Source organism: Fodinicurvata halophila (assembly GCF_042651425.1).
GTDB classification, from domain to species: Bacteria; Pseudomonadota; Alphaproteobacteria; order Kiloniellales; family DSM-21159; genus Fodinicurvata; species Fodinicurvata halophila.
Genome location: NZ_JBHSCW010000003.1, coordinates 688857 through 710653 on the forward strand (window position 1 = coordinate 688857; position 21797 = coordinate 710653).

A 21797-nucleotide genomic window follows, 5' to 3' on the forward strand; every position below is an offset into this window, starting at 1 on the left:
GCTACGTTACGAGCCTACAAGAAAATCAAATACCTGTAATCTTGCGAGATCGTTCCAAGTCACGAATACAAAGAGTGTCAGTACTAGGCCCAAGCCGATTCTGAAACCGATTTCCTGTGCCCTTTCGCCGAGCGGGCGTCCGCGCACGGCTTCGTAAGCGTAAAACAAAAGATGCCCGCCATCCAGCATCGGTACAGGAAAGAGATTGATAAGGCCAAGATTTATTGAAAGCACGGCCATGAACCAGAGAACCGAGACAAGCCCCGTTTCCGCCACGTAGCCCGACATCTCCGCGATCCTGACCGGCCCACCCAGTTCATCCGTACTGCGAGAGCCGGTTATGATCTGTCCCAGTGCCTTTCCTGTCGCCCCCACGAGGCTGACCGTCTCCTCCGCTGCCATCCAAGTGGACTGCAACAGGCCATAGCGAACATACTCCGTGCCACTGGCGGTGATCCCCACGCGCGCAACTTCGTGAACATTGCCGAAATTGTCCTCGGCCTGAACGATGTGGGGGGTAACCGTCAGGGCGACTGTCTGACCGTTGCGTTCGACCTGCATGTCCAGGGGTTCGCTCAGGTTGAGCTGGACGACCCGCTGAATCTGTTCGAAGCGCTCTATCTCCGATCCGTTGATCGTCAGGATTCGGTCACCGCTTTCCAGGCCCGCTTCCTGAGCGGCACTGTCAGGCAGAACGTTTCCAATCACCGGTGGCGTTGTCGGCTGGCCGAGGGTAAAGAAAAAGCCGGCCAGCACCACAAGGGCGAAGAGGAAATTCGCTAGAGGCCCAGCCGCCACGATCCAGGTGCGCTGAGCCAGTGATTTGTAATGGAAGGAAACAGCCCGCTCTTCAGCTGTCAGAGGGCGCTCCCTGCCCCCGGCCCAGCTGCCGGTTTCCTCGCTTGCCGCCCCACTGCTCCCATCCGGCTGCCCGGAGGATTCCCTTGCCGGACGGCTGGTGACATCGGCATCGCCAAACATCTTCACGTAGCCCCCGAGGGGGATTGCGCTGAATTTCCAGCGTGTGCCGCGGCGATCATGCCATCCGAAGAGCTCCGGGCCGAACCCGATGGAAAAAGCATCAATACGGACCCCGCACCAGCGCGCGACAAGGTAGTGACCTAACTCGTGCACGAAGACAAGAACCGTCAGGATGATCAGGAACGGGATGACAAAGTCACCGATACCGCTAATAAATTGCATGAACCGACTTCAACTCCTCAAAGCGCGCAACAGTTCCTTGCCAGCGCGGAGAACTCCACGCCTGCAGCACGCTCGTCCCTTGTACACCAATGGCAGACCATTGGGAAAGCGCCCGTGCGTCATGCCCTCGCTTCAACCTGTGGCGACCTTGCTCTGGCCGAGGCCTGCCCGGGCATGCTCACGTGCCTCGCGGTCTATTTCCAGAACGGCCTCGAAGCTCTCGGGCGGGTTTGGCATATAGGCCTCGAGCGTGTCCGCCACAACCCGGGGGATATCCATGAATCCCAGGCGATGCGCCAGGAAGCCCTCCACAGCCACTTCATTGGCTGCATTGAAGACGATGGTCGCACCAGTTCCGTTCCGCAAACTGTCCCGCGCCAATCGCAAGGCCGGGAAACGCTCATCCTCCGGCTCCTGGAAGGTCAACTGGGCCATCTGCGTCAGACTGAGCTGCTTCACAGGGGCATTCATGCGCGCCGGCCAGGCCAGGCTGTGGGCAATGGGGGTTCGCATGTCGGGATGACCCATCTGGGCCAGCAGGGATCCATCGCTATACCGCACAAGCCCATGCACGATCGACTGAGGATGAACAACGACCGAAACCCGGGAGTCCGGTAGATCGAACAGATGCACAGCCTCTATCAGTTCCAGTCCCTTGTTCATCATGGTCGCTGAATCGATGGAAATCTTGGCCCCCATGGACCAGTTCGGATGCGCGAGGGCTTGTTCGGGCGTTGCCGTTTCCATCTCGGCACTACTCCAGGTCCGGAACGGCCCCCCGGACGCCGTTAATATGATTTCCTCGATCTCATTCTTCTGCTCGGCCGCGAAAACCTGGAAGATTGCATTGTGCTCGGAATCAACGGGCAACAACGTCGCTCCGGACGCCCGCGCCGCCTCGACCAGGTATGCGCCGGCACAGACAAGTGATTCCTTGTTGGCAAGGGCCACCATGGCTCCGCGGCGCACAGCCTCGAGTGTCGCAGGCAAGCCGGCAGCCCCGACAATAGCTGCCATGACCCAGTCGCTGTCGCGCGCGGCTGCTTCGACCAGAGCCTCGGGACCGGCTGCCACCTCCGTCTCGGTTCCGGAAAGCGCCTCCTTGAGCTCCTTGTAAAGGGACGGATCACCGACCGCGGCAAAGGCCGCAGAGCAGGCTCTGGCTTGTGCCGCGAGTTGCTCTACGGAGCGATAGGCGCTCAACGCCTCGACACGATAGTGCTCTGGTGCCTGTGAAATCAGCTCAAGGGTACTTTGCCCTACGGAACCGGTTGAACCCAGTATGGCAATCCGCCGCGGTTCCTTCATGATCGTCATCCCGTCACCCAGCTTTCAAACAATGGCCATTCCAGAAGAACCAGCAAACAGGGTGAAGCTGTCACCAATCCATCCACACGGTCGAGAATGCCACCATGACCGGGGAGGAGGCGACCGCTGTCCTTTACGTCGAAGTGCCTCTTGACCAGCGATTCCACCAGATCGCCTGCTTGTGCGACAAAGGCAAGAACCGCCGCCGTGACAGCCAAAGCCATGGGCACAGCATAGGAGAAGATCATGCCCGCCGTAAGCCCGACAAGCCCGGCAAAGATGGCACCGCCCAGCAAGCCGGCCCACGTCTTGTTCGGGCTTATACGGGGACACAGTCGCGGGCCGCCGATTGTTCTGCCAGCAGCCATGGCCGCCGTATCGGTCGACCAGACGACAAGCAACAGCCAGATTGCCAGCGTACCGCCATAGGCCGGTTTCATGTACAGGCCCTGAAACGCCACAATAGGCAGCACACAGTAGAGTACGCCAAGTGCAAGCCAATAGCCTTCATGCCGTGCCTTGCCGTGTCTTGAAAGCCATCCGAAAGCAAGGAGTCCCGCCATGCCCGAAGCCATGAAGGCAGCCGCGAGCAACGGTGTGGTGCTGGACCAGGTCATGAAGGACAGTCCCGCAAAGACGGTGAAAGCGGCAGGGACAAGCCGGGAATGCGTGGCTGGATGGCAGAGATGCACCCATTCCCAGGCCATGAGCATAACCACGAGCAGCAGGAAAAGGTCGCTATAGGGACGACCGAGGAAAAGGGCACCCAGAACCAGCGGAATCAGAACCAGTGCCGCCAGAATCCTACGGCTCAGGTTTCCGGGGACCTTACCCTGTGGAAACAAGCGCACCGTACCGCCGCTCACGCATCTGGTATTCGGACAGGGCGGAAAGAAACTCTTCACGGTCGAAGTCTGGCCAGAGACAATCCGAAAAGACCATTTCGCTGTAAGCCAACTGCCACAGCAAGAAATTGCTGATACGCTTCTCTCCACCCGTGCGTATCAGAAGGTCCGGATCCGGAATATCATCGGTTTCCAGGTGCCGTTGCAGCAGGGTCTCGTTGATTTCCCCCGCATCGAGCTCACCGGACTGTACCTTTTCAGCAAGGTTGCGCGCCGCAGTCGCAATTTCCGTGCGCCCCCCATAGCTGATCGCGATAACGAGTGTCAGCCCCTTGTGGTCGGCCGTATCGGCTTCCATACGTTCAAGTTCATGCCGCGTGGTCTCCGGCAGTCGGTCGCGCTGGCCGATAATGCGCAGGCGCACATCCAGTTCCTCGAGCTCGTCCCGATGCTCGCCGCCAAGATAGCGCTGAAGCAATCCCATGAGATCGGATACCTCGGCGCCGGGGCGCCGCCAGTTCTCGGAGGAAAAGGCAAAGAGCGTCAGATAGGACAGCCCGATCTCACTGGCGACCCGGACTATCCGCCGGGCAGCTTCCGCTCCTTGCAGATGCCCAAGCTTGCGTGGTCGGCCGCGCTGCGTGGCCCAGCGGCCGTTTCCATCCATGATAATCGCAACATGCTGCGGGTAGTCCGTTTCCAACGGATACGGCCGGGCCGTCATCGGGTCAAACCTGCATGATTTCAGATTCTTTGGCTGCCAGGGCATCGTCTATACTCTTGACGTGCTCATCGGTCAGCTTCTGGATTTCCTCTGCCCGGCTATGTTGCTCGTCCTCCGAGATCTCACCCTCTTTCTCGAGTTTCTTGAGGGCCTCCATCCCGTCACGCCGGATATTCCGCACAGCAATTCGGGCATTTTCGGCATACTTTGCCGCCACTTTGGCCAGCTCGGCACGACGCTCCTCCGAAAGCGGCGGGATCGGGACCCGGACCACACTCCCATCCGAGGCCGGATTGAGACCGAGACCGGCGTCGCGGATCGCTTTCTCCACCGAGGAGATCATCTTCCGGTCCCAGACCTGAACTGTCAGCATCCTGGGTTCAGGAACATTCACCGTACCGACCTGGTTAAGCGGCATCTGCGTACCGTAGGCTTCCACCATCACCGGATCCAGCAGGCTGATCGAAGCACGCCCAGTGCGCAGGCCACCGAATTCGCGTTTCAGGGCCTCCAGGGCCCCGTCCATACGGCGACGTAGATCTTTGATATCGGTATCGTCGGCCATTCTCTAGCTTTCCCCATCGCTTACGATCGTGTAACGCCCCTCGCCACAGAGTACTTCGGCGAAGGCGCCGGGTTTTGCAATGCTGAATACCAGCACGGGAATACGGTTTTCTCGTGCCAAGGATATGGCGGAATGGTCCATAACACCCAAGTCCCGCGAAAGCACTTCCAGATATCCCAGTCGATCATAACGCTTGGCTTCAGGAACCTTGACCGGGTCAGCATCATACACGCCGTCTACCTTGGTACCCTTGAAAAGGGCACTGCAATTCATTTCCGAAGCCCGCAGTGCGGCTGCCGTATCCGTTGTGAAGAAGGGGTTCCCGGTCCCTGCGGCAAAGATCACAACGCGTCCCTTCTCCATGTGCCGGATCGCCCGCCGGCGAATGTAGGGCTCGGACACAGCCGACATGGGAATTGCCGACTGCACCCGCGTTGGGACCCCCAGCGCTTCGATCGCATTCTGCAAGGCCAGTGAATTGATCACCGTGGCCAGCATGCCCATGTAGTCGGCGGTCGAGCGATCCATCCCCTGGGCTGCACCGCTGAGTCCGCGGAAGATATTCCCTCCGCCGATCACGAGACAGAGCTCCACGCCCATTTCGTGGACTGTCCTGACTTCCTCGGCAATGCGCTGAACTGTAGCGGAATCCAGCCCGTATTCCCGTTCTCCCATCAGAGCTTCACCGGAGATCTTGAGCAAAACCCTGCGGTATTCAGGCTTGCCGGACGTCATTAGAGGCTTTCTCCCTGCCGCTCATGCAAAATCGGGCGACCCCTTGGCCGCCCGATTGTTACCGTCTTCAGTTCCCTGCCGCGGCAGCAACCTCGGACGCAAAATCGCTTTCCTGCTTTTCTATGCCCTCGCCAAGTTGATAGCGCACAAATCCGGTCAGCTTCACAGGCGCCCCGACATCTTTCTCAGCCTGTTCCAGTACCTGCGAAACCTTGGATTCACCATCAATCACGAAGGTCTGCTCCAGAAGGACAGATTCCTCGTAGAACTTCCGTAGGCGCCCCTCGACCATCTTGTTGATGATGTCTTCCGGCTTGCCGCTGGCACGCGCCTGATCGGCCAGAACTTCGCGCTCGCGATCCAGGATAGCCGTGTCCACGCTGTCCTGGTCCAGGGCCATCGGACTGGCTGCGGCGACGTGCATGGCAAGCTGCTTTCCAAGATCCGCCAGCTTGGCCTGATCGCCTTCGGATTCCAGAGCAACAATTACGCCGATGCGCCCCAGGCTTTCCGACACCGGGCTGTGTATGTAGCCGGAGACCACACCCTTGTCCACGGAGAGCACCTCGGCTCGACGCAGGCTCATGTTCTCGCCGATCGTGGCAATCAGCTGAGTAAGCTCGTCCGCCACGTTCCTTCCGGTCCCGGGGTAATCCGTAGCCGCCAGTGCTTCCATGTCGGCGCCCTTCTCCAGCACGATCCCGGCAACTTTGTTCACGTACTCCTGGAACTGATCATTGCGGGAAACGAAATCGGTTTCCGCGTTGACTTCCAGAATGGCCCCACGGGTACTTTCCGTGACAACGGCGACCAGTCCCTCGGCCGCCGTGCGGCCGGCTTTCTTTGCGGCGGCCGACAGTCCCTTCTTGCGAAGCCAGTCCAAGGCCTCTTCAAGGTTGCCATCGGTTTCCGTCAGTGCCTTCTTGCAATCCATCATGCCGGCACCGGTTTTCTCGCGCAGCTCCTTGACGAGCGACGCAGTGATCTCAGCCATGTCTCAATCCCTCAATAGATCTCTGCAGTGAAAAACAAGCCGCACTTGCCTCAGGCACCGCTCTGCTGCTTTTCGACTTCTTCGGTTTCCTGCTCCTCTCCCTCGGCGGGCATATTGCTCTCCGCTGCCGAAGTTTCGGGTGCAGGCAAATCGGTTTCCGCGCTTTCCTCGGGCAGCGTTTCTGTTACCTCTTCGGCGGCACCGACATCCTCTCCGCGACGGGCCATGCTCTGCTGCAAGCCGTCGAGGACACTGTCCGCCGCCAGGTCGCAATAAAGATTGATGGCGCGCACGGCATCGTCGTTGCCTGGAACCGGATAGGCCACCCCCTTCGGGTTGCTGTTGGAGTCGAGAACCGCGATCACGGGTATCTCGAGCTTGCGGGCTTCCTGAAGCGCGAGATGCTCCTTGTTTGTATCAATGACGAACAGTGCATCGGGAAGGCCACCCATCTCCTTGATGCCGCCAAGCGCCCGCTCCAGCTTGTCGCGCTCACGGGTCAGGTTCAGGTTTTCCTTCTTCGTGAGTCCCGTCTGCTCCTGGGACAGAAGCTCTTCCAGTTCCTTCAGGCGACGGATCGAATGGGAAACCGTCTTCCAGTTGGTCAGCATACCTCCGAGCCAGCGCTCGTTGACGTAGTACTGGCCGCAGCGTTTCGCGGCATCAGCCACGATTTCACTTGCCTGGCGCTTGGTGCCGACGAAGAGAATGCGGCCGCCGCCGGCCGCCACTTCGCGCATGAAGACAAGCGCCTGGTGCAGCAAGGGAACAGACTGCTCAAGGTCGATGATGTGAATACCGTTGCGTTCCCCGAACAGGAACGGTGCCATATTCGGGTTCCAGCGACGGGTCGTGTGGCCGAAATGCACGCCCGCTTCCAGAAGCTGGCGCATGGAAAAACTGGGTACTGCCATGGTCTTTTCTCCGGTTATGCCGCCGCAGGCCAGTCGTCCGAGGGTCTACTCAAACCCGAACACCGGAACGAAGGTCCATATGCGGACCGTATCGCAATAGCCTGCGTGAGTTTTCAGATGGTGCGGGTGATAGCGCTGAACCACGGAAAAAGCAAGAGTGGGACGCGTCGTGTTCGGCGAAACAGGGAGGGATCAGAGATCCTCGACAACAACGCCCGGAATTGACTTGATCGCCTGGCGTCCCCCCACCGACAGGGCAAAGCCTCCCGGTACGTCGATCTCGACTTCGCGACCATCCGCAAGTGTCAGCACAAGTGTAACCTGACTGCGACCCTTGGCCTCCCTGTCCAGCAGGTTGCGAAGGTCCTGTAGAGGTGCATCGCCCTCAAGATAGACCTTCAGTCCCGCTGCCGTTTTCGCGAGCGATTCCTCCAGGTCCTCGAACTCCTGTGCGGTCAACCGCAGGTCGTCTCCCTCTGCCTGGCGCTCCACGGAGACCGTGACCAGCAGGGGGCGGCCGCCTTCCAGCAGGTCCCGGCTGCGTGCCAATGTCTCGGAGAAAACCGTTACCTCGAATACACCGCTGGCATCCGACATTTGAACAAAGGCAAAACGACTTCCCTTTTTCGAAGTCCTCTCCTGCTTGGCAACCACAATCCCGGCCAGTGCCTGCCGCGTTTGCCCCCCCAGTACTGCTCTCGGCAATTCGGCATAGGAAACAACACGTCGGCGTTCCAGCAGATTCTGGTAGGAATCCAGTGGATGTGCCGAAAGATAGAACCCAATGGCCTCGAACTCATGCTGGAGACGTTCGATGGCAGGCCAGTCGCTGACCGGGGAAAGACGGATATCCTCGTGCTCCCCGGAAGAGTTGCCACCCAGCAGGCTGAACTGGCCGGCATCGCGTTCCGTGGCCGCACTGGCTGCCTGACGCACCAGGGTTTCCGCCGCCAGATAGACCTGCTGTCGGTTGCTGTTGAGGCTGTCGAAGGCACCGGCGCAGGCCAGGTTCTCTATGGCGCGCTTGTTGATCATGCGCGAATCGAGCCGCTGGGCCAGATCGGACAGTGAGCAGAAAGCACCGTTTTCCTCACGCTCCTGCACCAGGGCCTCCATCGCCGAGCTGCCCACATTCTTGATGGCGCCCAGGGCATAGCGGATTGCTTTGCCTTGGCCATCAGGCAGAACCTCCACGGAAAACTCCGAGTGCGAGCGGTTGATATCCGGCGTCAACAGGGGAATTCCCATGCGGGCAAGCTCCTGCCGGAACACGTTCAGCTTGTCCGTATTCCCCAGTTCGAAGGTCATGGAAGCCGCCATGAACTCCACCGGGTAATTGGCTTTCAAGTAGGCCGTCTGATAGGCCACCAGGGCATAGGCGGCCGCGTGGCTCTTGTTGAACCCATAGCCGGCGAACTTGTTCACCAGTTCGAAGATCGAGCGCGCCCGTTTTTCCTCGACCCCCTTTGCCACCGCGCCTTCGACGAAGATCTCACGCTGGGCATCCATCTCCGACTTGATCTTCTTTCCCATGGCACGGCGCAGCATGTCGGCCGCCCCCAGGGAATAGCCGGCCAGCTCCTGCGCGATCTGCATGACCTGCTCCTGGTAGATCATGATCCCGAAGGTCTCGCGCAGGATCGGCTCCAGAGTCGGATAGAGGTAATCCGGCTCCTCCTCCCCTTTCTTCCGGCGGATATAGGAGGGGATGTTCTCCATCGGGCCCGGACGATAAAGCGCGACCATCGCGATCACGTCCTCGAAGCGGTCGGGTTTGAGGCGACGCAGCGCATCGCGCATGCCGGAGGATTCCAGCTGGAAGACGCCGACCGTTTCCCCTCGACTCATCAGCTCATAGGCAGCCCCGTCATCCAGCGGCATTCCCTCAAGGTCGAAGTCAGGCTGATGCGTACGGACGAGGTCTCGGGCCAGGGCCAGCACCGAAAGGGTTTTCAGGCCCAGGAAGTCGAACTTCACCAAGCCGGCGAGCTCGACATACTTCATGTTGAACTGCGTGACCGGCATCTCCGAACGTGGATCGCGATAGAGCGGGATCAGTTCGTCGAGTGGCCGGTCGCCGATCACCACGCCGGCCGCGTGTGTCGACGCATGCCGGTAGAGACCTTCCAGTTTCAGCGCGATGCCGATCATGCGCCGAATCTGTTCTTCGCTCTCCATCGCCTCCTGCAGGCGCGGTTCTCCATCTATGGCCTCCTGCAGGGTTACGGGGTTGGCCGGATTGTTCGGAACCATCTTGCACAGGCGGTCCACGAGTCCGTAAGGCAACTGCAGGACGCGGCCCACATCACGCAACACGGCACGCGCCTGCAGCTTCCCGAAGGTGATGATCTGCGCCACCTTGTCACTGCCGTACTGCTGCTGAACGTAGCTTATGACCTCGTCCCGGCGCTCCTGGCAGAAGTCCACGTCAAAGTCCGGCATGGAAATGCGCTCGGGATTGAGAAACCGCTCGAACAGCAAGCCCCACCGCAAGGGATCCAGATCGGTAATGGTCAATGCCCAGGCAACGACCGAGCCGGCACCGGAACCACGGCCCGGCCCCACCGGAATACCCTGACCTTTCGCCCACTTGATGAAATCGGCGACGATCAGGAAATAGCCGGGGAAACCCATCTGTTCGATGATACCCAGCTCGTACTCCAGGCGCGTCTTGTAAGGCTCCTCCTTATCTTTCCTGGCCTCTTCGTCGTCCTCCGCCAAGAAGACATGGTCTTTCAGGCGCAGCTCCAGTCCCTCGCGCGCCTGTGCCTTCAACTCGTCGATCTCGCTGCGGCCCTCTTCGCTGGGATAGGCGGGAAGGATGGGATCCACTTTCTCAGGGAAATAGGAGCAGCGCTTGGCGATCACCAGCGTATTGTCGATCGCCTCGGGCAAGTCGCTGAACAGCTCGCGCATCTCGGCCGCGGACTTGAAATAGTGCTCCGGTGTCAACTGTCGCCGGTTGTTTTCCGCAACATAGGTCCCTTCAGCAATGCAGATCAGCGCATCATGGGCTTCATGCTGCTCCCGGTCCGGGAAGAAGGCGTCATTGGTGGCTACAAGCGGGACGTCATGGCTGTAGGCCAAGTTTATCAGCCGCTCCTCCGCTTCGTCCTCAGCGGACAGGCCGTGGCGCTGCAGTTCGATGTAGAGACGATCGGCAAAGGCGTCCTTCAACTGCGCCAGCAGCGACTCGGCCGCATCGGCCTGACCTGCCAGAAGGCGGCGCGCGAGCGGGCCATCCACGCCGCCCGTCAACAGGATCAACCCACCAGCGTGCGCCTTGAGAGTCTCCAGCAACACATGCGGATGATCGCCGTCTGGCGTTTCCAGGAAGGACTTGCTGACCAGTTTCAGAAGATTGCGGTATCCCTCTTCATCCTGCACCAGCAGGACGATATTCTCCGGTCCGCCCTTCGACTCGCCGAATGGCCCCGCCGCCTCAAGACGAAGCCCCATTACGGTCCCGATAATCGGCTGAACTCCGGCCTCGCAGGCTGCCATGGAGAATTCAAGGGCGCCGAAGAGATTCCCCGTGTCGGTCATGGCTACGGCCGGCATGGCCTGATCGCGACAAAGCCCGATCAGCTGCTTCAGACGAATGGCTCCTTCCGACAGGGAGTAGGCGCTGTGGACACGCAGATGCACGAAATCGGAATGGGACATGGCCCTGCACTCCATCGGCCGGAAAGAACTGGATGCAGTCTATCGCATCTGCAGCTGCGGAAAAGACTCACCCTTGAACCAGCTGTCCGTCCTCGACCAGGAGCACCCGGTCCATGCGGCGAGCGAGCTCCAGATTGTGCGTTGCGATCATGGCCGCAACACCCGTTCCCTGAACCAGCTTCTCCAGCAGCCCGAAGACGCTGTCCGCCGTTTCCGGGTCCAGGTTCCCGGTCGGTTCATCGGCGAGCACCAGCGAGGGACGATTGATGATGGCACGGGCCAGGGCCACACGCTGCTGCTCGCCCCCCGACAGGCGGGCCGGCCGGTGCTCCATGCGTTCGCCGAGACCGACCAGCTTGAGCAACTCGCGGGCATGCTCGGCCGCCTTGCGCCGCTTCAGGCCGGCGATCATCTGCGGGACGACCAGATTTTCCAGGGCCGTGAATTCGGGAAGCAGATGATGATACTGGTAGACGAAGCCGATACGCCGACGGCGAATGGCGGTCCTGTCGCGATCAGACAGCGCCTGGGTTTCCTGTCCACCGATCTCGATCCGGCCTTCATCCGGCTTCTCCAGCAAGCCGGCGATATGCAACAGGGTCGACTTGCCGGATCCGGAGGGACCGACCAGAGCCACGATCTCTCCGCTGTAGAGGGTCATGGACGCGCCGCTCAGGACTTCGAGGACCTGGTCGCCCTGCCGGTAGTGCTTGACGATCTGGTCCAGCTTGAGGCGCTCGAGAGTCTGGTCACTCATAGCGCAGCGCCTCCACCGGATCCAGACGGCCGGCTTGCCAGGCCGGCAGAAGGGGTGCCAGGAAGGATATGCCAAGGGCCATCAGCACCACCTGGAGCACTTCGGTGGGATCACGTTCCGCCGGAAGCGTGCTGAGGAAGTAGACCTCAGGATTGAACACGGCCGTACCGAAAAGCTGCTCGACCCAGCCCTGGATGGTCTGGATGTTGTCGGTGAAGACGATGCCCAGGATCACGCCCGCTATGGTACCCAAGAGCCCGATCGAAGCGCCGGACATGAAGAAGATGCGCAGGATCATGCCCTGCGTCGCCCCCATCGTCCGCAGAATGGCAATGTCGCGCCCCTTGCCCTTCACCAGCATGTACTGACCGGAAAGAATGTTGAAGGCGGCCACCAGGATGATCAGCGAGAGAATGATGAACATCACGTTCCGCTCGACCTGGATGGCGTTGAAGAAGCTGGAGTTCGCCTGCTGCCAGTCGACGTACCGGTAATCGTTGCCAAGAACCGCAGCGATTTCCTGACGCACCTCCCAGACCGAATCGGGATTGTCGACGAAGACCTCTATGGCGTTGACGGCGTCCGGGAGACGGAAGAAAACCTGTGCCAATTCCAGCGGCATGTAGATGAAACTGTTGTCGTATTCGTACATGCCAACCTCGAAGGTCCCGGCAATCGGATAGCCCTTCATCCGGGGAACGGTTCCCACAGCCGTCTCCGACCCGCGAGGCGAAAGCAATGTCAGCGTGTCATCGGGTTGCTTGTGGAGAGTCTGGGCCATACGGCTACCGACCAGGAGACCCTCTCCGTCCAGGTAATCCTCCAGCGAGCCCTCCATGACGTTGCCGGAAATGGTCTCGCGATCCTCCAGATCCTCAGGAGCAACCCCACGCACGGCCGCCCCGACGGCCCGATCGCCGGCCGTCACGATCACCTGTCCCTGGATCTGCGGCGTAACCAGCTGCACACCCTCCACGCTGCGGATCTGATCGGCAATCGACTGGAAGTCGCTCATTTCCCCCTGATTGCTGTAGACTGTCATGTGACCGTTGACCCCCAGGATCCGGCTCAGCAGCTCCTGACGGAAACCGTTCATGACTGCCATGACGATGATCAGGGTCGCAACGCCCAGGGCAATACCCAGAAGTGAGAAGCCCGCAATCACGGAAATGAAGCCCTCCTGGCGCCGTGAGCGCAGGTAGCGCAGCGCCAGAAGACGTTCGAATGAGCCGAAAACCATCGCTCAGGCCGTCAGCTGGGCCAGTGCGGAGTCCAGCGACAGCTCCTGCCGCTCGCCGGTCGCGCGGTTCTTGAGTTCCACGAGGCCCGACTTCAATCCGCGCGGGCCTATGGTCAGCTGCCAAGGCAGGCCGATCAGATCCATGTCGGCAAACTTCGCGCCCGCACGCTCGTCCCGGTCATCGTAGAGCACGTCCATGCCGGCCTGCTGCAGGCGGCTGTAGGCATCCTCGCAAGTTCGGGTGCACTCCTCGTTGTCCACCTGCAGGTTGATCAATCCGAGATCGAAGGGGGCGACGGAGGCCGGCCAGATGATGCCGTTGTCGTCATGGCTGGCCTCTATGATACCACCCACCAGGCGCGAGACCCCAATACCATAGGACCCCATGTGTACCGGAGCCTCCTCGCCATCACGCGTGGTATAGAAGGCCCCCAGCGGCTCTGAATACTTGGTGCCGAAGTAGAAGATGTGCCCAACCTCGATTCCACGCCCCTCGTAGCGGCGTTCCGCCGGGACATCCTGTTCGAAGGCTCCCGGATCGTGCTTCTCGTCAGTGCGGGCATAGAGGCGGGTGAAGTAATCCACCACCTCCCCCACCTGTTTCGGGTCCCCGGTATCCACATCGGTTCCCAGTACATCGTAGTCGACGAAGTTCCGGTCACAGAAGACCTGGCTCTCGCCGGTATCCGCCAGGATGATGAACTCGTGGCTGAGATTGCCGCCGATCGGCCCCGTGTCGGCCTCCATGGGAATGGCTTTCAGGCCCATGCGCGCAAAGGTCCTGAGATAGGCTACGAAGAAACGGTTATAAGACTCTTTGGCGGCTTCGGAATCCGTATCGAAGGAATAGGCGTCCTTCATCAGGAATTCGCGCCCGCGCATGACTCCGAAGCGGGGACGAACCTCGTCCCGGAATTTCCACTGGATATGATAGAGCAGCTTGGGCAGTTCGCGATAACTGCGTACCGAGTGGGCAAAGATGTCGGTAATCAGCTCTTCATTGGTGGGACCGTACAGCATGTCCCGATCATGGCGATCGCGAATGCGCAGCATTTCCGGTCCATAGTCGTCATAGCGACCCGACTTCACCCAGAGATCGGCGGACTGGATGGTGGGCATCAGCATTTCCTGACACCCGGCACGGTCCTGCTCTTCCCGCACGATGTCTTCGATCTTGCGCAGGACGCGATACCCGAGCGGCAACCATGAATAGACACCCGCCGAGGATTGACGGATCATGCCGGCGCGCAGCATCAGCCTGTGCGAAACGATCTCCGCTTCCTTCGGCGTATCTTTCATTGTTGGCAGGAAAAAAGCTGAACGGCGCATGGAGTGCCTCGGAAATGATGTGGACCGGACTGTCAGAGAACAATAAAACGTGGCGGAGAGTAGGCAAAGCCCAGGACCTTGTCCATGGCTTCGCAAAACCAGCAGGATAACAAAATTCAGGCCGCCTGCCGGGTGGCCGCCTGGACGAGTTTGTCGAGAAGCTGCCGCACCCCTTTCATGCGCTCCTTGGGCTGCTCCCAGGCACGCCGATAAACCAGCTTGTGATCGGGACGCAACTGAATCTTGCCCGGATTGCGTTCGATGAACGAAACTAGGGCGCCGGGATTCGCGAAACTGTCGCCACGGAAGGACAGCACCGCGCCTTTCGGTCCGGCATCCAGCTTCTCGACTCCGGCATCCCGGCAGAGTCGCTTGATGGCAATGATTTCCAGCAGGTTCTCCACTTCCTCGGGCAGTGGGCCGAAGCGGTCTATCAATTCGGCCGCGAAGGCTTCGATCTCGCTGCGGTCGACAAGCGTGGACAGTCTGCGATAGAGGCCCATGCGGACATGCAGGTCGCTGACATAGCTTTCCGGGATCAGGACCGACGTACCCAGGTTGATCTGTGGTGTCCAGCTGTCCGCCTCGCCGGTCTCGGCCGGCCCGTCTTCCTGGCGCGCGCGGGCCGTGGCCACGGCCTCCTCGAGCATCTGCTGGTAGAGTTCCACACCCACCTCGCGGACATGGCCTGACTGCTCCTCGCCCAGCAGGTTCCCGGCGCCGCGAATATCCATGTCATGACTGGCCAGGGTGAAGCCGGCCCCAAGCGTATCCAGCGTCTGCATCACCTCCAGGCGCTTCTCGGCCGATTTCGTCAGCATCCGGCCCTGCGGCAGGGTGAGATAGGCATAACCGCGCTGCTTGGAGCGCCCCACGCGACCGCGCAGCTGGTACAGCTGGGCCAGCCCGAACATATCGGCGCGATGAATGATCAGCGTGTTGGCTGAAGGGATATCCAGGCCGGATTCAACGATGTTGGTGGACAGCAGGACGTCGAAACGGTGATCGACGAAGGCCGACATGACCTCTTCCAGCTGCGCGCCGGGCAGCTGTCCGTGGGCCACACCGATCTTGACCTCCGGCACCAGCTTCTTCAGGCGCTCTTCGACGCCCGCAATATCCTCCAGCCGCGGACAAACATAGAAGCACTGCCCGCCGCGGAAATGCTCGCGCAGGATAGCCTCGCGCACCACCACCGGGTCAAAGGGCAGGACGAAGGTCCGCACGGCCAAACGATCCACCGGCGGGGTGGCAATCAGGCTCATCTCTTTAACGCCCGACATTGCCAGTTGCAGGGTTCGCGGAATTGGGGTTGCCGTCAGCGTGAGGACATGCACTTCGGCGCGCAGCTCCTTCAGGCGCTCCTTCTGCTTCACCCCGAAGTGCTGCTCCTCGTCGATGATCAGCAGTCCCAGGTCCTTGAACTCCACCGTCTTGCCCAGCAGGGCATGGGTGCCCACGACAATGTCCAGGGTTCCGTCCTTCAGGCTCTGGCGGACCTGGGCGGCCTCCTTCGCACTGGTCAGGCGCGAGAGCATGCCGATTCGCACAGGCAGGCCGGCAAAGCGCTCCTTGAGCGTTGCATAGTGCTGGCGCGCCAACAGCGTGGTCGGTACGACCACCGCCACCTGCTTGCCGGACAAGGCAACGATGAAGGCGGCCCTTAGCGCCACCTCCGTCTTGCCGAAGCCCACGTCGCCACAGATAAGTCGATCCATGGGCTTGCCGCTGGACAGGTCGTTCAACAGGTCCTCGATGGCACGCAGCTGGTCGTCGGTCTCGGGATAGGGAAAGCGGGCACAGAAATCCTCGTACGCCCCCTCGGGAGGAACCAGCGTTTCGGCCTGCTTCAGCTCCCGTTCCGCTGCAACGGCAATCAGGTGGTCGGCAGTTTCCTTCAGGCGCTCCTTCACCCGGGCCTTGCGGGCCTGCCAGTTGCCGTGGCCCAGACGGTCCAGTTCCGTCTCGCTCTCCTGCGAGCCATAGCGCGATAGCACCTCGATGGATTCCACGGGAACATAGAGCTTGTCGCCGCCGTGATAGACTACCTTCACGCAGTCATGCGGCGCGCCACCCACATCGAGCGTCTCAAGTCCTTCGTAGCGGCCGATCCCATGATCCATATGCACCACGTAGTCCCCATCGTGCAGTGTCGAGACTTCGGTCAGGAAATTGTCGGACCGCCGTTTCCGAAAGGCGGAGCGCACGATCCGCTCGCCGAGGATATCCGCTTCCGAGATGACCGTGAGGTCTCCGTAACCAAAGCCCTTTTCGACCCCCAGAGCGACAAGACCCACCTGGTTCGCCGGCAGGTTCCAAGCCTCCTGCCAACTGGACACCGGAGCCACCCGGGTCAGTCCATGGTCCTTCAGGACGGTATGCAGACGATCACGCGACCCCTCACTATAGCCGGCGACCACGACGCGATGCCCCTGCCCCTGCTCTCGACTGATGAAGTCGGCCACAGCCTTGTAGAGCTGTCCTTCGGACTCCTTGCGCTGGGTCGTGAAGTCGGCGGCCCGTCGCCCGCCGGCATCGACGACGCGCCGGCTGTCATCGGCCGGCTGGTCAAAGGGCGTAAAGAACAGGCTGTGACGTGCATCGACAACCTCGTCCCACTCCTGGGCCGTCAGGTAGAGCCGGTCCGTCGGCAACGGATGATAGGGGGCTCCATCCATCTGTTCCTGGCCTTCCATCTGCCGACGCGCATCATGGAAATCCTGGATGGATTCCAGACGCGCATCGCGCGCCTCCTCGGCCTGATGGTCGAAGGAAAGAGCGGCCTTCGGCATGTAGTCGCTCAGCCGCGCGAGCGTTTCATAGAACAGGGGCAGCCAGTGCTCCAGCCCCGGATGGCGGCGTTTCTCACTGACGGCCTGATAGAGCGGGTCCTCGCTGACCTTCGCGCCGAATGCGGCGCGATAGCCGCTGCGAAAGCGTTCCACCGTGTCGTCATCAAGAACGACTTCGTTCACGGGCAGCAGCGAGAGGGACTCGGCCTTGCCCGTAGTCCGCTGGGAGAGAGGATCGAAGACACGGAGACTTTCAAGTTCGTCGCCGAAGAAATCCAAGCGCAATGGATTCTCCTCGCCGGCGGGGAAGAGATCGATGATGCCACCCCGCATGGCGTATTCACCAGGCTCCGCCACGGTCTCCACGCGCTGGAAACCGTTGTCGTTCAGGAAGCCTGTCAGCTGCTCCGGAGGCAGGGTATCCCCGGGACGAGCCGTCAGGGTGCGCCCGGAAAACAGCTCCCTGGGTGGCACGCGTTGCAGGAAGGCGTTGACCGTGGTCAGGACCAGTTGGGGTGGATCCTCGGAGATCAGGCGACTGAGCCCGAAAATGCGCTGGGAGACGATATCCCGGTGCGGCCCGACCCGATCGTAAGGCAGGCAATCCCAGGCCGGCATGCGTAGGATCTCAAGGTCCGGTGCAAAGAAGGACAGGGTCTCGGCCAGGCGTGCCATGCGGGCGTCATCCCGGCAGACATGCAGCAAGCCGCCAGACTTCCCTGCATCCTGCTCCAGCAGGCGCATCAGGACACAGGCATCCACCCCTTCGGGCACGTTGCTCAGAATGCTGCGCCCGGAACTTTTCAGTATATCTCTCAACTTCAATCCAGCTGCGGTTTGTATTCGAACTGACGCATCATCTGCATGACATCGTGATCGAGCTCTGTCGGGGGCTCGGCGTGCCCGATCATCCAGGCGTAGAGATCCGGATCGCTTTCCAGCAGCAGCTCTTCGTATCGCGTCAGCTGTTCGGCATCCAGTTCCTCGAGCCGCCTGTCCGCAAAACTCCCCACCAGAAGGTCCATCTCGCGGGTGCCGCGGTGCCAGCTGCGATAACGCAGGCGCTTGCGTTTCGCCTCGAGGTCCTCAGTGTCTTTCATTTTGTACTTCCCTTAGCTCCGGCTAGGATATAGGCCGTCAGGACCGCAATGTCAGTGCTCAATCAGACCTCAACATCAGCATCGTGCGCCCGGATATCCTCAATCCCCTCTTCGCGGAAACGGAAACGCTGCCGGGTGTCGGTACCCGTCTCGCCCGGTTGTTCGCAAGCCTGGCCGGGGAAAAGGTGGTGGATCTCTGCTGGCACCTGCCCTCCAACCTGATCGATCGCCGCTACCGTCCAACGCTGGACCAGGCGGAACCCGGTCATGTCGCCACCCTGAAGATCACCGTCGGAGCACACAGGCCGGGACCGAGCGCACGGCACCCCTATCGCGTCGACTGCCACGATGCGACAGGCGAGCTTGAACTGGTTTTCTTCCACGCCAAGGCCGATTATCTCAAGCGCATTCTGCCGTCCGGAGAAACCCGCCTGGTCAGCGGCAACCTGGACAGCTTCCATGGGCGCCTGCAGATGGCGCACCCGGACTACGTCCTTCCCCCCGAGGACGAGGATCGACTGCCCCAGGTCGAGGCGATCTATCCCCTGACGGCCGGCCTCAAGCCCCGCGTGGTTGCCAACGCCGCCCGGGAAGCCGTTCGCCGAGCACCGGCTCTGCCCGAATGGCTCGACCTTGCCTACCTGAAACGCCAGGGCTGGCAGTCCTGGAAAGCCTCGCTCGAGAAAGCCCATCACCCGGAGAGCCGGGACGATCTTTCCGCCCAGGCACCGGCCCGCCTGCGGCTGGCCTACGACGAACTGCTGGCCAACCAGCTCGCTCTAGGCATCATTCGCCTGAACCAGAAGAAACTGGCAGGAACCTCGAAAAAGGCCCCCGGCGACCTGGCCGCCAGGGCAACGGCGGCCCTACCCTTTTTGCTGACCGGGGCCCAACAGGCCGCCCTTTCGGAGATTCGCGCCGATCTGGCGGACGATGGGCGCATGCTGCGCCTGCTCCAGGGCGATGTCGGCAGCGGCAAGACCCTGGTTGCCCTGCTCGCCATGCTGGATGTCGTGGAAACGGGTCACCAGGCCGCGCTCATGGCCCCCACCGAGATCCTGGCGCGCCAGCACTTCAAGACCATCCAGCCTCTGGCCGAGGCTGCGGGAGTGGAGACAGTCATCCTGACCGGCCGCGACAAGGGCAAGGCGCGCCAGGCTCTGCTGCAGGGAATCGAGAACGGCGACGCCCGGCTCGTAATCGGTACCCACGCCCTGTTCCAGGAATCGATCAGCTTCAAGGAGCTGGGCATGGCCGTCATCGACGAACAGCACCGCTTCGGCGTGCATCAGCGTCTATCCCTGGCTGCCAAGGGTAAGGGGATCGACACGCTGGTGATGACCGCCACCCCGATCCCGCGCACCCTGCTGTTGACCAGTTACGGCGATATGGAGTCCTCGCGCCTGACGGAAAAGCCGGCAGGACGGCATCCGGTGGTCACGCGCACCCTGCCGCTTGAGCGCCTGCCCGAGGTGGTTCAGGCGGTGGGGCGCGCACTCGGCAGCGGTGCGCGCGTCTATTGGCTCTGTCCTCTGGTCGAGGAGTCCGAGAAGGTCGACATGGCCGCGGCCGAACAACGCTACGAGGCCCTCCAACAGGCCTTTCCGGAACAGGTCGGCCTGGTCCACGGTCGCATGAAATCCCAGGACAAGGATGCCGTCATGCTGGATTTTGCCGAAGGACGGCTGTCCATCCTTGTCGCCACCACCGTCATAGAAGTGGGTGTCGACGTCCCGGAAGCCACAGTCATGGTGATTGAGCATGCCGAGCGCTTCGGATTGGCCCAGCTGCATCAGCTGCGTGGCCGTGTCGGACGCGGGGCAGGAAAATCGACCTGCCTGCTACTCTACCAAAACCCTTTGGGAGAGGTGGCCAGCGAACGGCTGCGAATCCTGCGGGAAAGTGACGACGGCTTCCGCATCGCCGAAGAGGATCTCAAGCTGCGTGGTGCTGGCGAGCTGCTGGGCACACGGCAGAGCGGATTTCCCGAATTCCGGCTGGCGGACCCGGCCGTGCACGGGGAGTTGCTGCTGGCTGCCCGGGATGATGCCGGCCTGATCCTGCAGCGTGATGCGCAGCTGGAAACCGAACGCGGCAAGGCACTGCGAATCCTGCTCTATCTCTTTGAACGCGACAGTGCCGTCAGGTACCTGCGTTCGGGCTGACCTGCGTCAGGTCGCTGGCTGGTGCTCGCCCTGGGGCACCGTTTCTTCTGGCTCGAGCGCACCGCGATCGGGGGGAACAACCAGGCCGCCCGAAACCACCATCTTCAGCCCTTCTTCGACTGTCATGGTCAGGGGCTTGACCTCGTTCTTCGGCACGAACATCAGGAAACCCGAGGTCGGATTAGGAGTGGTCGGCATGAAGACATTGATCACCTCTGTATCGGTCAGATTCTGCACCTGCCCTTCGGTCTTGCCGGTCAGGAAACCGATCACCCAGGAACCCCGACGGGGGTACTGGAACAGAACGCATTCCCGAAACGCTTCCGACTGGCTTGCCAGGATGGCCTCCACGATCTGTCTCAAGGCGCTGTAGATGCTGCGGATCACCGGCAAGCGACCGAAGATCCAGGACGAGGTGCGCAGGATCGCCCGGCCGATGATTCCGGCACCGAACATGCCGATCACGGTCAGGCCGGCAATCGCCACCAACAGACCGATCCCCGGGATTTCAGGAAACCCGGCGGGCAGATAGTGCGTCGGTTGCAAGTTCATGGGGATCAGCGGCTTCACCTGACCATCGACGAAGGTGATGATTTCCCAGACCAGCCAGAAGGTGATCACGACCGGCGAAGTCACAAGGACACCGGTCAGGAAATAGTTCCGCAGGCGAGCTGCAAATCCCAGTCCCCGTTGCGGCGCCGGCTTCTGCTGCCGGAGCATTTCCGGCAGGGACCGCGGCTCGCCGCGCGGTGGCACGACGATTCCCCCGGAAATCACCAGTTTCAGGCCCTGCTCGACGGTCATGTCCAGCTGATGCACTTCTTCGCGCGGCAGGAACAGCAGGAAGCCAGTGGTCGGGTTCGGCGTGGCCGGGACGAAAACCGAGACGACCTCGTTCTCTGTCACGCGCTGCACCTCGCCGCGGGTCTCGGAGGTCACGAAACCGATCGCCCACACACCCTGATAGGGATATTCCACCAAGACCACATCGCGAAAGGCGCGGGAATTCTGCGCCAGGACAGTTTCGAAGACCTGCTTGAGCGAACCATAGATGCTGCGCACGATAGGCACCCGGGCCAGCAGCCTCTCCCCGCTGTCCATCAGGGCGCGCCCGATCAGGCCCGCCGTGAACATTCCCACCATCGTCAGGAATATCAGGGCCAGCAGCAGCCCAAGTCCGGGAACCGAGAACGGCAGGTACGTGTCCGGATTCCAGGGTTCCGGGATCAGAGGTGTTATGCGGTTATCGAAAAAGTCGATGACGCCCCATGCGATCCAGATGGTAATCGCAATAGGTGCCGTGATCAGGATTCCCACCAGGAAATAGTTGCGCAGTCGCCCGACAAAACCGCTGTGCGGCGCAATCTTGGTCAGTGGATCGTCGTCTGGACCGGTTTCCGGTCGTTGCGCTCTTTTCGAGCCAGGCTTGTCCGCCATTCTTCGTCCTAGTCCCAACTGGT

The 21797-nt window shown here is 61.1% G+C and carries 16 protein-coding genes; 1 reads left to right on the forward strand and 15 read right to left on the reverse strand.

The window, feature by feature from the left end; genetic code table 11:
* Positions 1-6: 6 nt before the first annotated feature.
* From rseP to ACFOW6_RS08125, 14 genes are all read right to left on the reverse strand, one after another.
* A complete protein-coding gene (gene rseP, locus ACFOW6_RS08060) occupies positions 7-1203 on the reverse strand; it encodes an RIP metalloprotease RseP (protein ID WP_382421823.1) in 1197 nt (398 codons plus the stop codon).
* Between the two features lie 132 nt (positions 1204-1335).
* Positions 1336-2511, reverse strand: coding sequence for a 1-deoxy-D-xylulose-5-phosphate reductoisomerase (locus ACFOW6_RS08065; RefSeq protein WP_382421824.1), 1176 nt, complete (start codon positions 2509-2511; stop codon positions 1336-1338).
* A gap of 5 nt (positions 2512-2516) precedes the next feature.
* Complete coding sequence (locus ACFOW6_RS08070; RefSeq protein WP_382421825.1) at positions 2517-3416, reverse strand: phosphatidate cytidylyltransferase; 900 nt, start codon at positions 3414-3416, stop codon at positions 2517-2519.
* Positions 3340-4080: an isoprenyl transferase gene (locus ACFOW6_RS08075; RefSeq protein ID WP_382421826.1), complete on the reverse strand. Its 741-nt coding sequence runs from the start codon at positions 4078-4080 to the stop codon at positions 3340-3342. The genes ACFOW6_RS08070 and ACFOW6_RS08075 overlap by 77 nt, the downstream gene beginning before the upstream one ends.
* 4 nt (positions 4081-4084) lie before the next feature.
* Positions 4085-4645, reverse strand: coding sequence for a ribosome recycling factor (gene frr, locus ACFOW6_RS08080; RefSeq protein ID WP_382421827.1), 561 nt, complete (start codon positions 4643-4645; stop codon positions 4085-4087).
* A gap of 3 nt (positions 4646-4648) precedes the next feature.
* Positions 4649-5380 carry a UMP kinase gene (pyrH, locus tag ACFOW6_RS08085; RefSeq protein WP_382421828.1) on the reverse strand — a complete coding sequence of 244 codons (732 nt, stop codon included), beginning with the start codon at positions 5378-5380 and terminating at the stop codon, positions 4649-4651.
* Positions 5381-5447: 67 nt separating this feature from the next.
* Positions 5448-6374, reverse strand: a complete 927-nt coding sequence (tsf, locus tag ACFOW6_RS08090; protein ID WP_382421829.1) for a translation elongation factor Ts — start codon at positions 6372-6374, stop codon at positions 5448-5450.
* Between the two features lie 50 nt (positions 6375-6424).
* Positions 6425-7288, reverse strand: coding sequence for a 30S ribosomal protein S2 (gene rpsB, locus ACFOW6_RS08095; RefSeq protein ID WP_382421830.1), 864 nt, complete (start codon positions 7286-7288; stop codon positions 6425-6427).
* 192 nt (positions 7289-7480) lie between these two features.
* Positions 7481-10954, reverse strand: a complete 3474-nt coding sequence (gene dnaE / locus ACFOW6_RS08100; RefSeq protein WP_382421831.1) for a DNA polymerase III subunit alpha — start codon at positions 10952-10954, stop codon at positions 7481-7483.
* A gap of 67 nt (positions 10955-11021) precedes the next feature.
* Positions 11022-11711: an ABC transporter ATP-binding protein gene (locus ACFOW6_RS08105; RefSeq protein ID WP_382421832.1), complete on the reverse strand. Its 690-nt coding sequence runs from the start codon at positions 11709-11711 to the stop codon at positions 11022-11024.
* Positions 11704-12951: a lipoprotein-releasing ABC transporter permease subunit gene (locus ACFOW6_RS08110; RefSeq protein ID WP_382421833.1), complete on the reverse strand. Its 1248-nt coding sequence runs from the start codon at positions 12949-12951 to the stop codon at positions 11704-11706. Before ACFOW6_RS08110 ends, ACFOW6_RS08105 begins: the two co-directional genes overlap by 8 nt.
* A gap of 3 nt (positions 12952-12954) precedes the next feature.
* The gene (gene proS, locus ACFOW6_RS08115) at positions 12955-14280 is read right to left on the reverse strand and encodes a proline--tRNA ligase (protein ID WP_382421834.1); all 1326 of its coding nucleotides are present in this window, start codon (positions 14278-14280) and stop codon (positions 12955-12957) included.
* Positions 14281-14396: 116 nt separating this feature from the next.
* Positions 14397-17891, reverse strand: coding sequence for a transcription-repair coupling factor (mfd, locus tag ACFOW6_RS08120; protein ID WP_449267357.1), 3495 nt, complete (start codon positions 17889-17891; stop codon positions 14397-14399).
* Between the two features lie 2 nt (positions 17892-17893).
* The gene (locus ACFOW6_RS08125) at positions 17894-18172 is read right to left on the reverse strand and encodes an FAD assembly factor SdhE (protein ID WP_382421835.1); all 279 of its coding nucleotides are present in this window, start codon (positions 18170-18172) and stop codon (positions 17894-17896) included.
* Positions 18173-18255: 83 nt separating this feature from the next.
* Between ACFOW6_RS08125 and recG the strand changes: the two genes are divergently transcribed.
* Positions 18256-20337: an ATP-dependent DNA helicase RecG gene (recG, locus tag ACFOW6_RS08130; protein WP_382421836.1), complete on the forward strand. Its 2082-nt coding sequence runs from the start codon at positions 18256-18258 to the stop codon at positions 20335-20337.
* Positions 20338-20343: 6 nt separating this feature from the next.
* Here recG and ACFOW6_RS08135 read toward each other — a convergent pair whose 3' ends face one another.
* On the reverse strand, positions 20344-21774 hold the full coding sequence (locus ACFOW6_RS08135; protein ID WP_382421837.1) for a DUF502 domain-containing protein: 1431 nt from the start codon (positions 21772-21774) through the stop codon (positions 20344-20346).
* Positions 21775-21797: the final 23 nt, after the last annotated feature.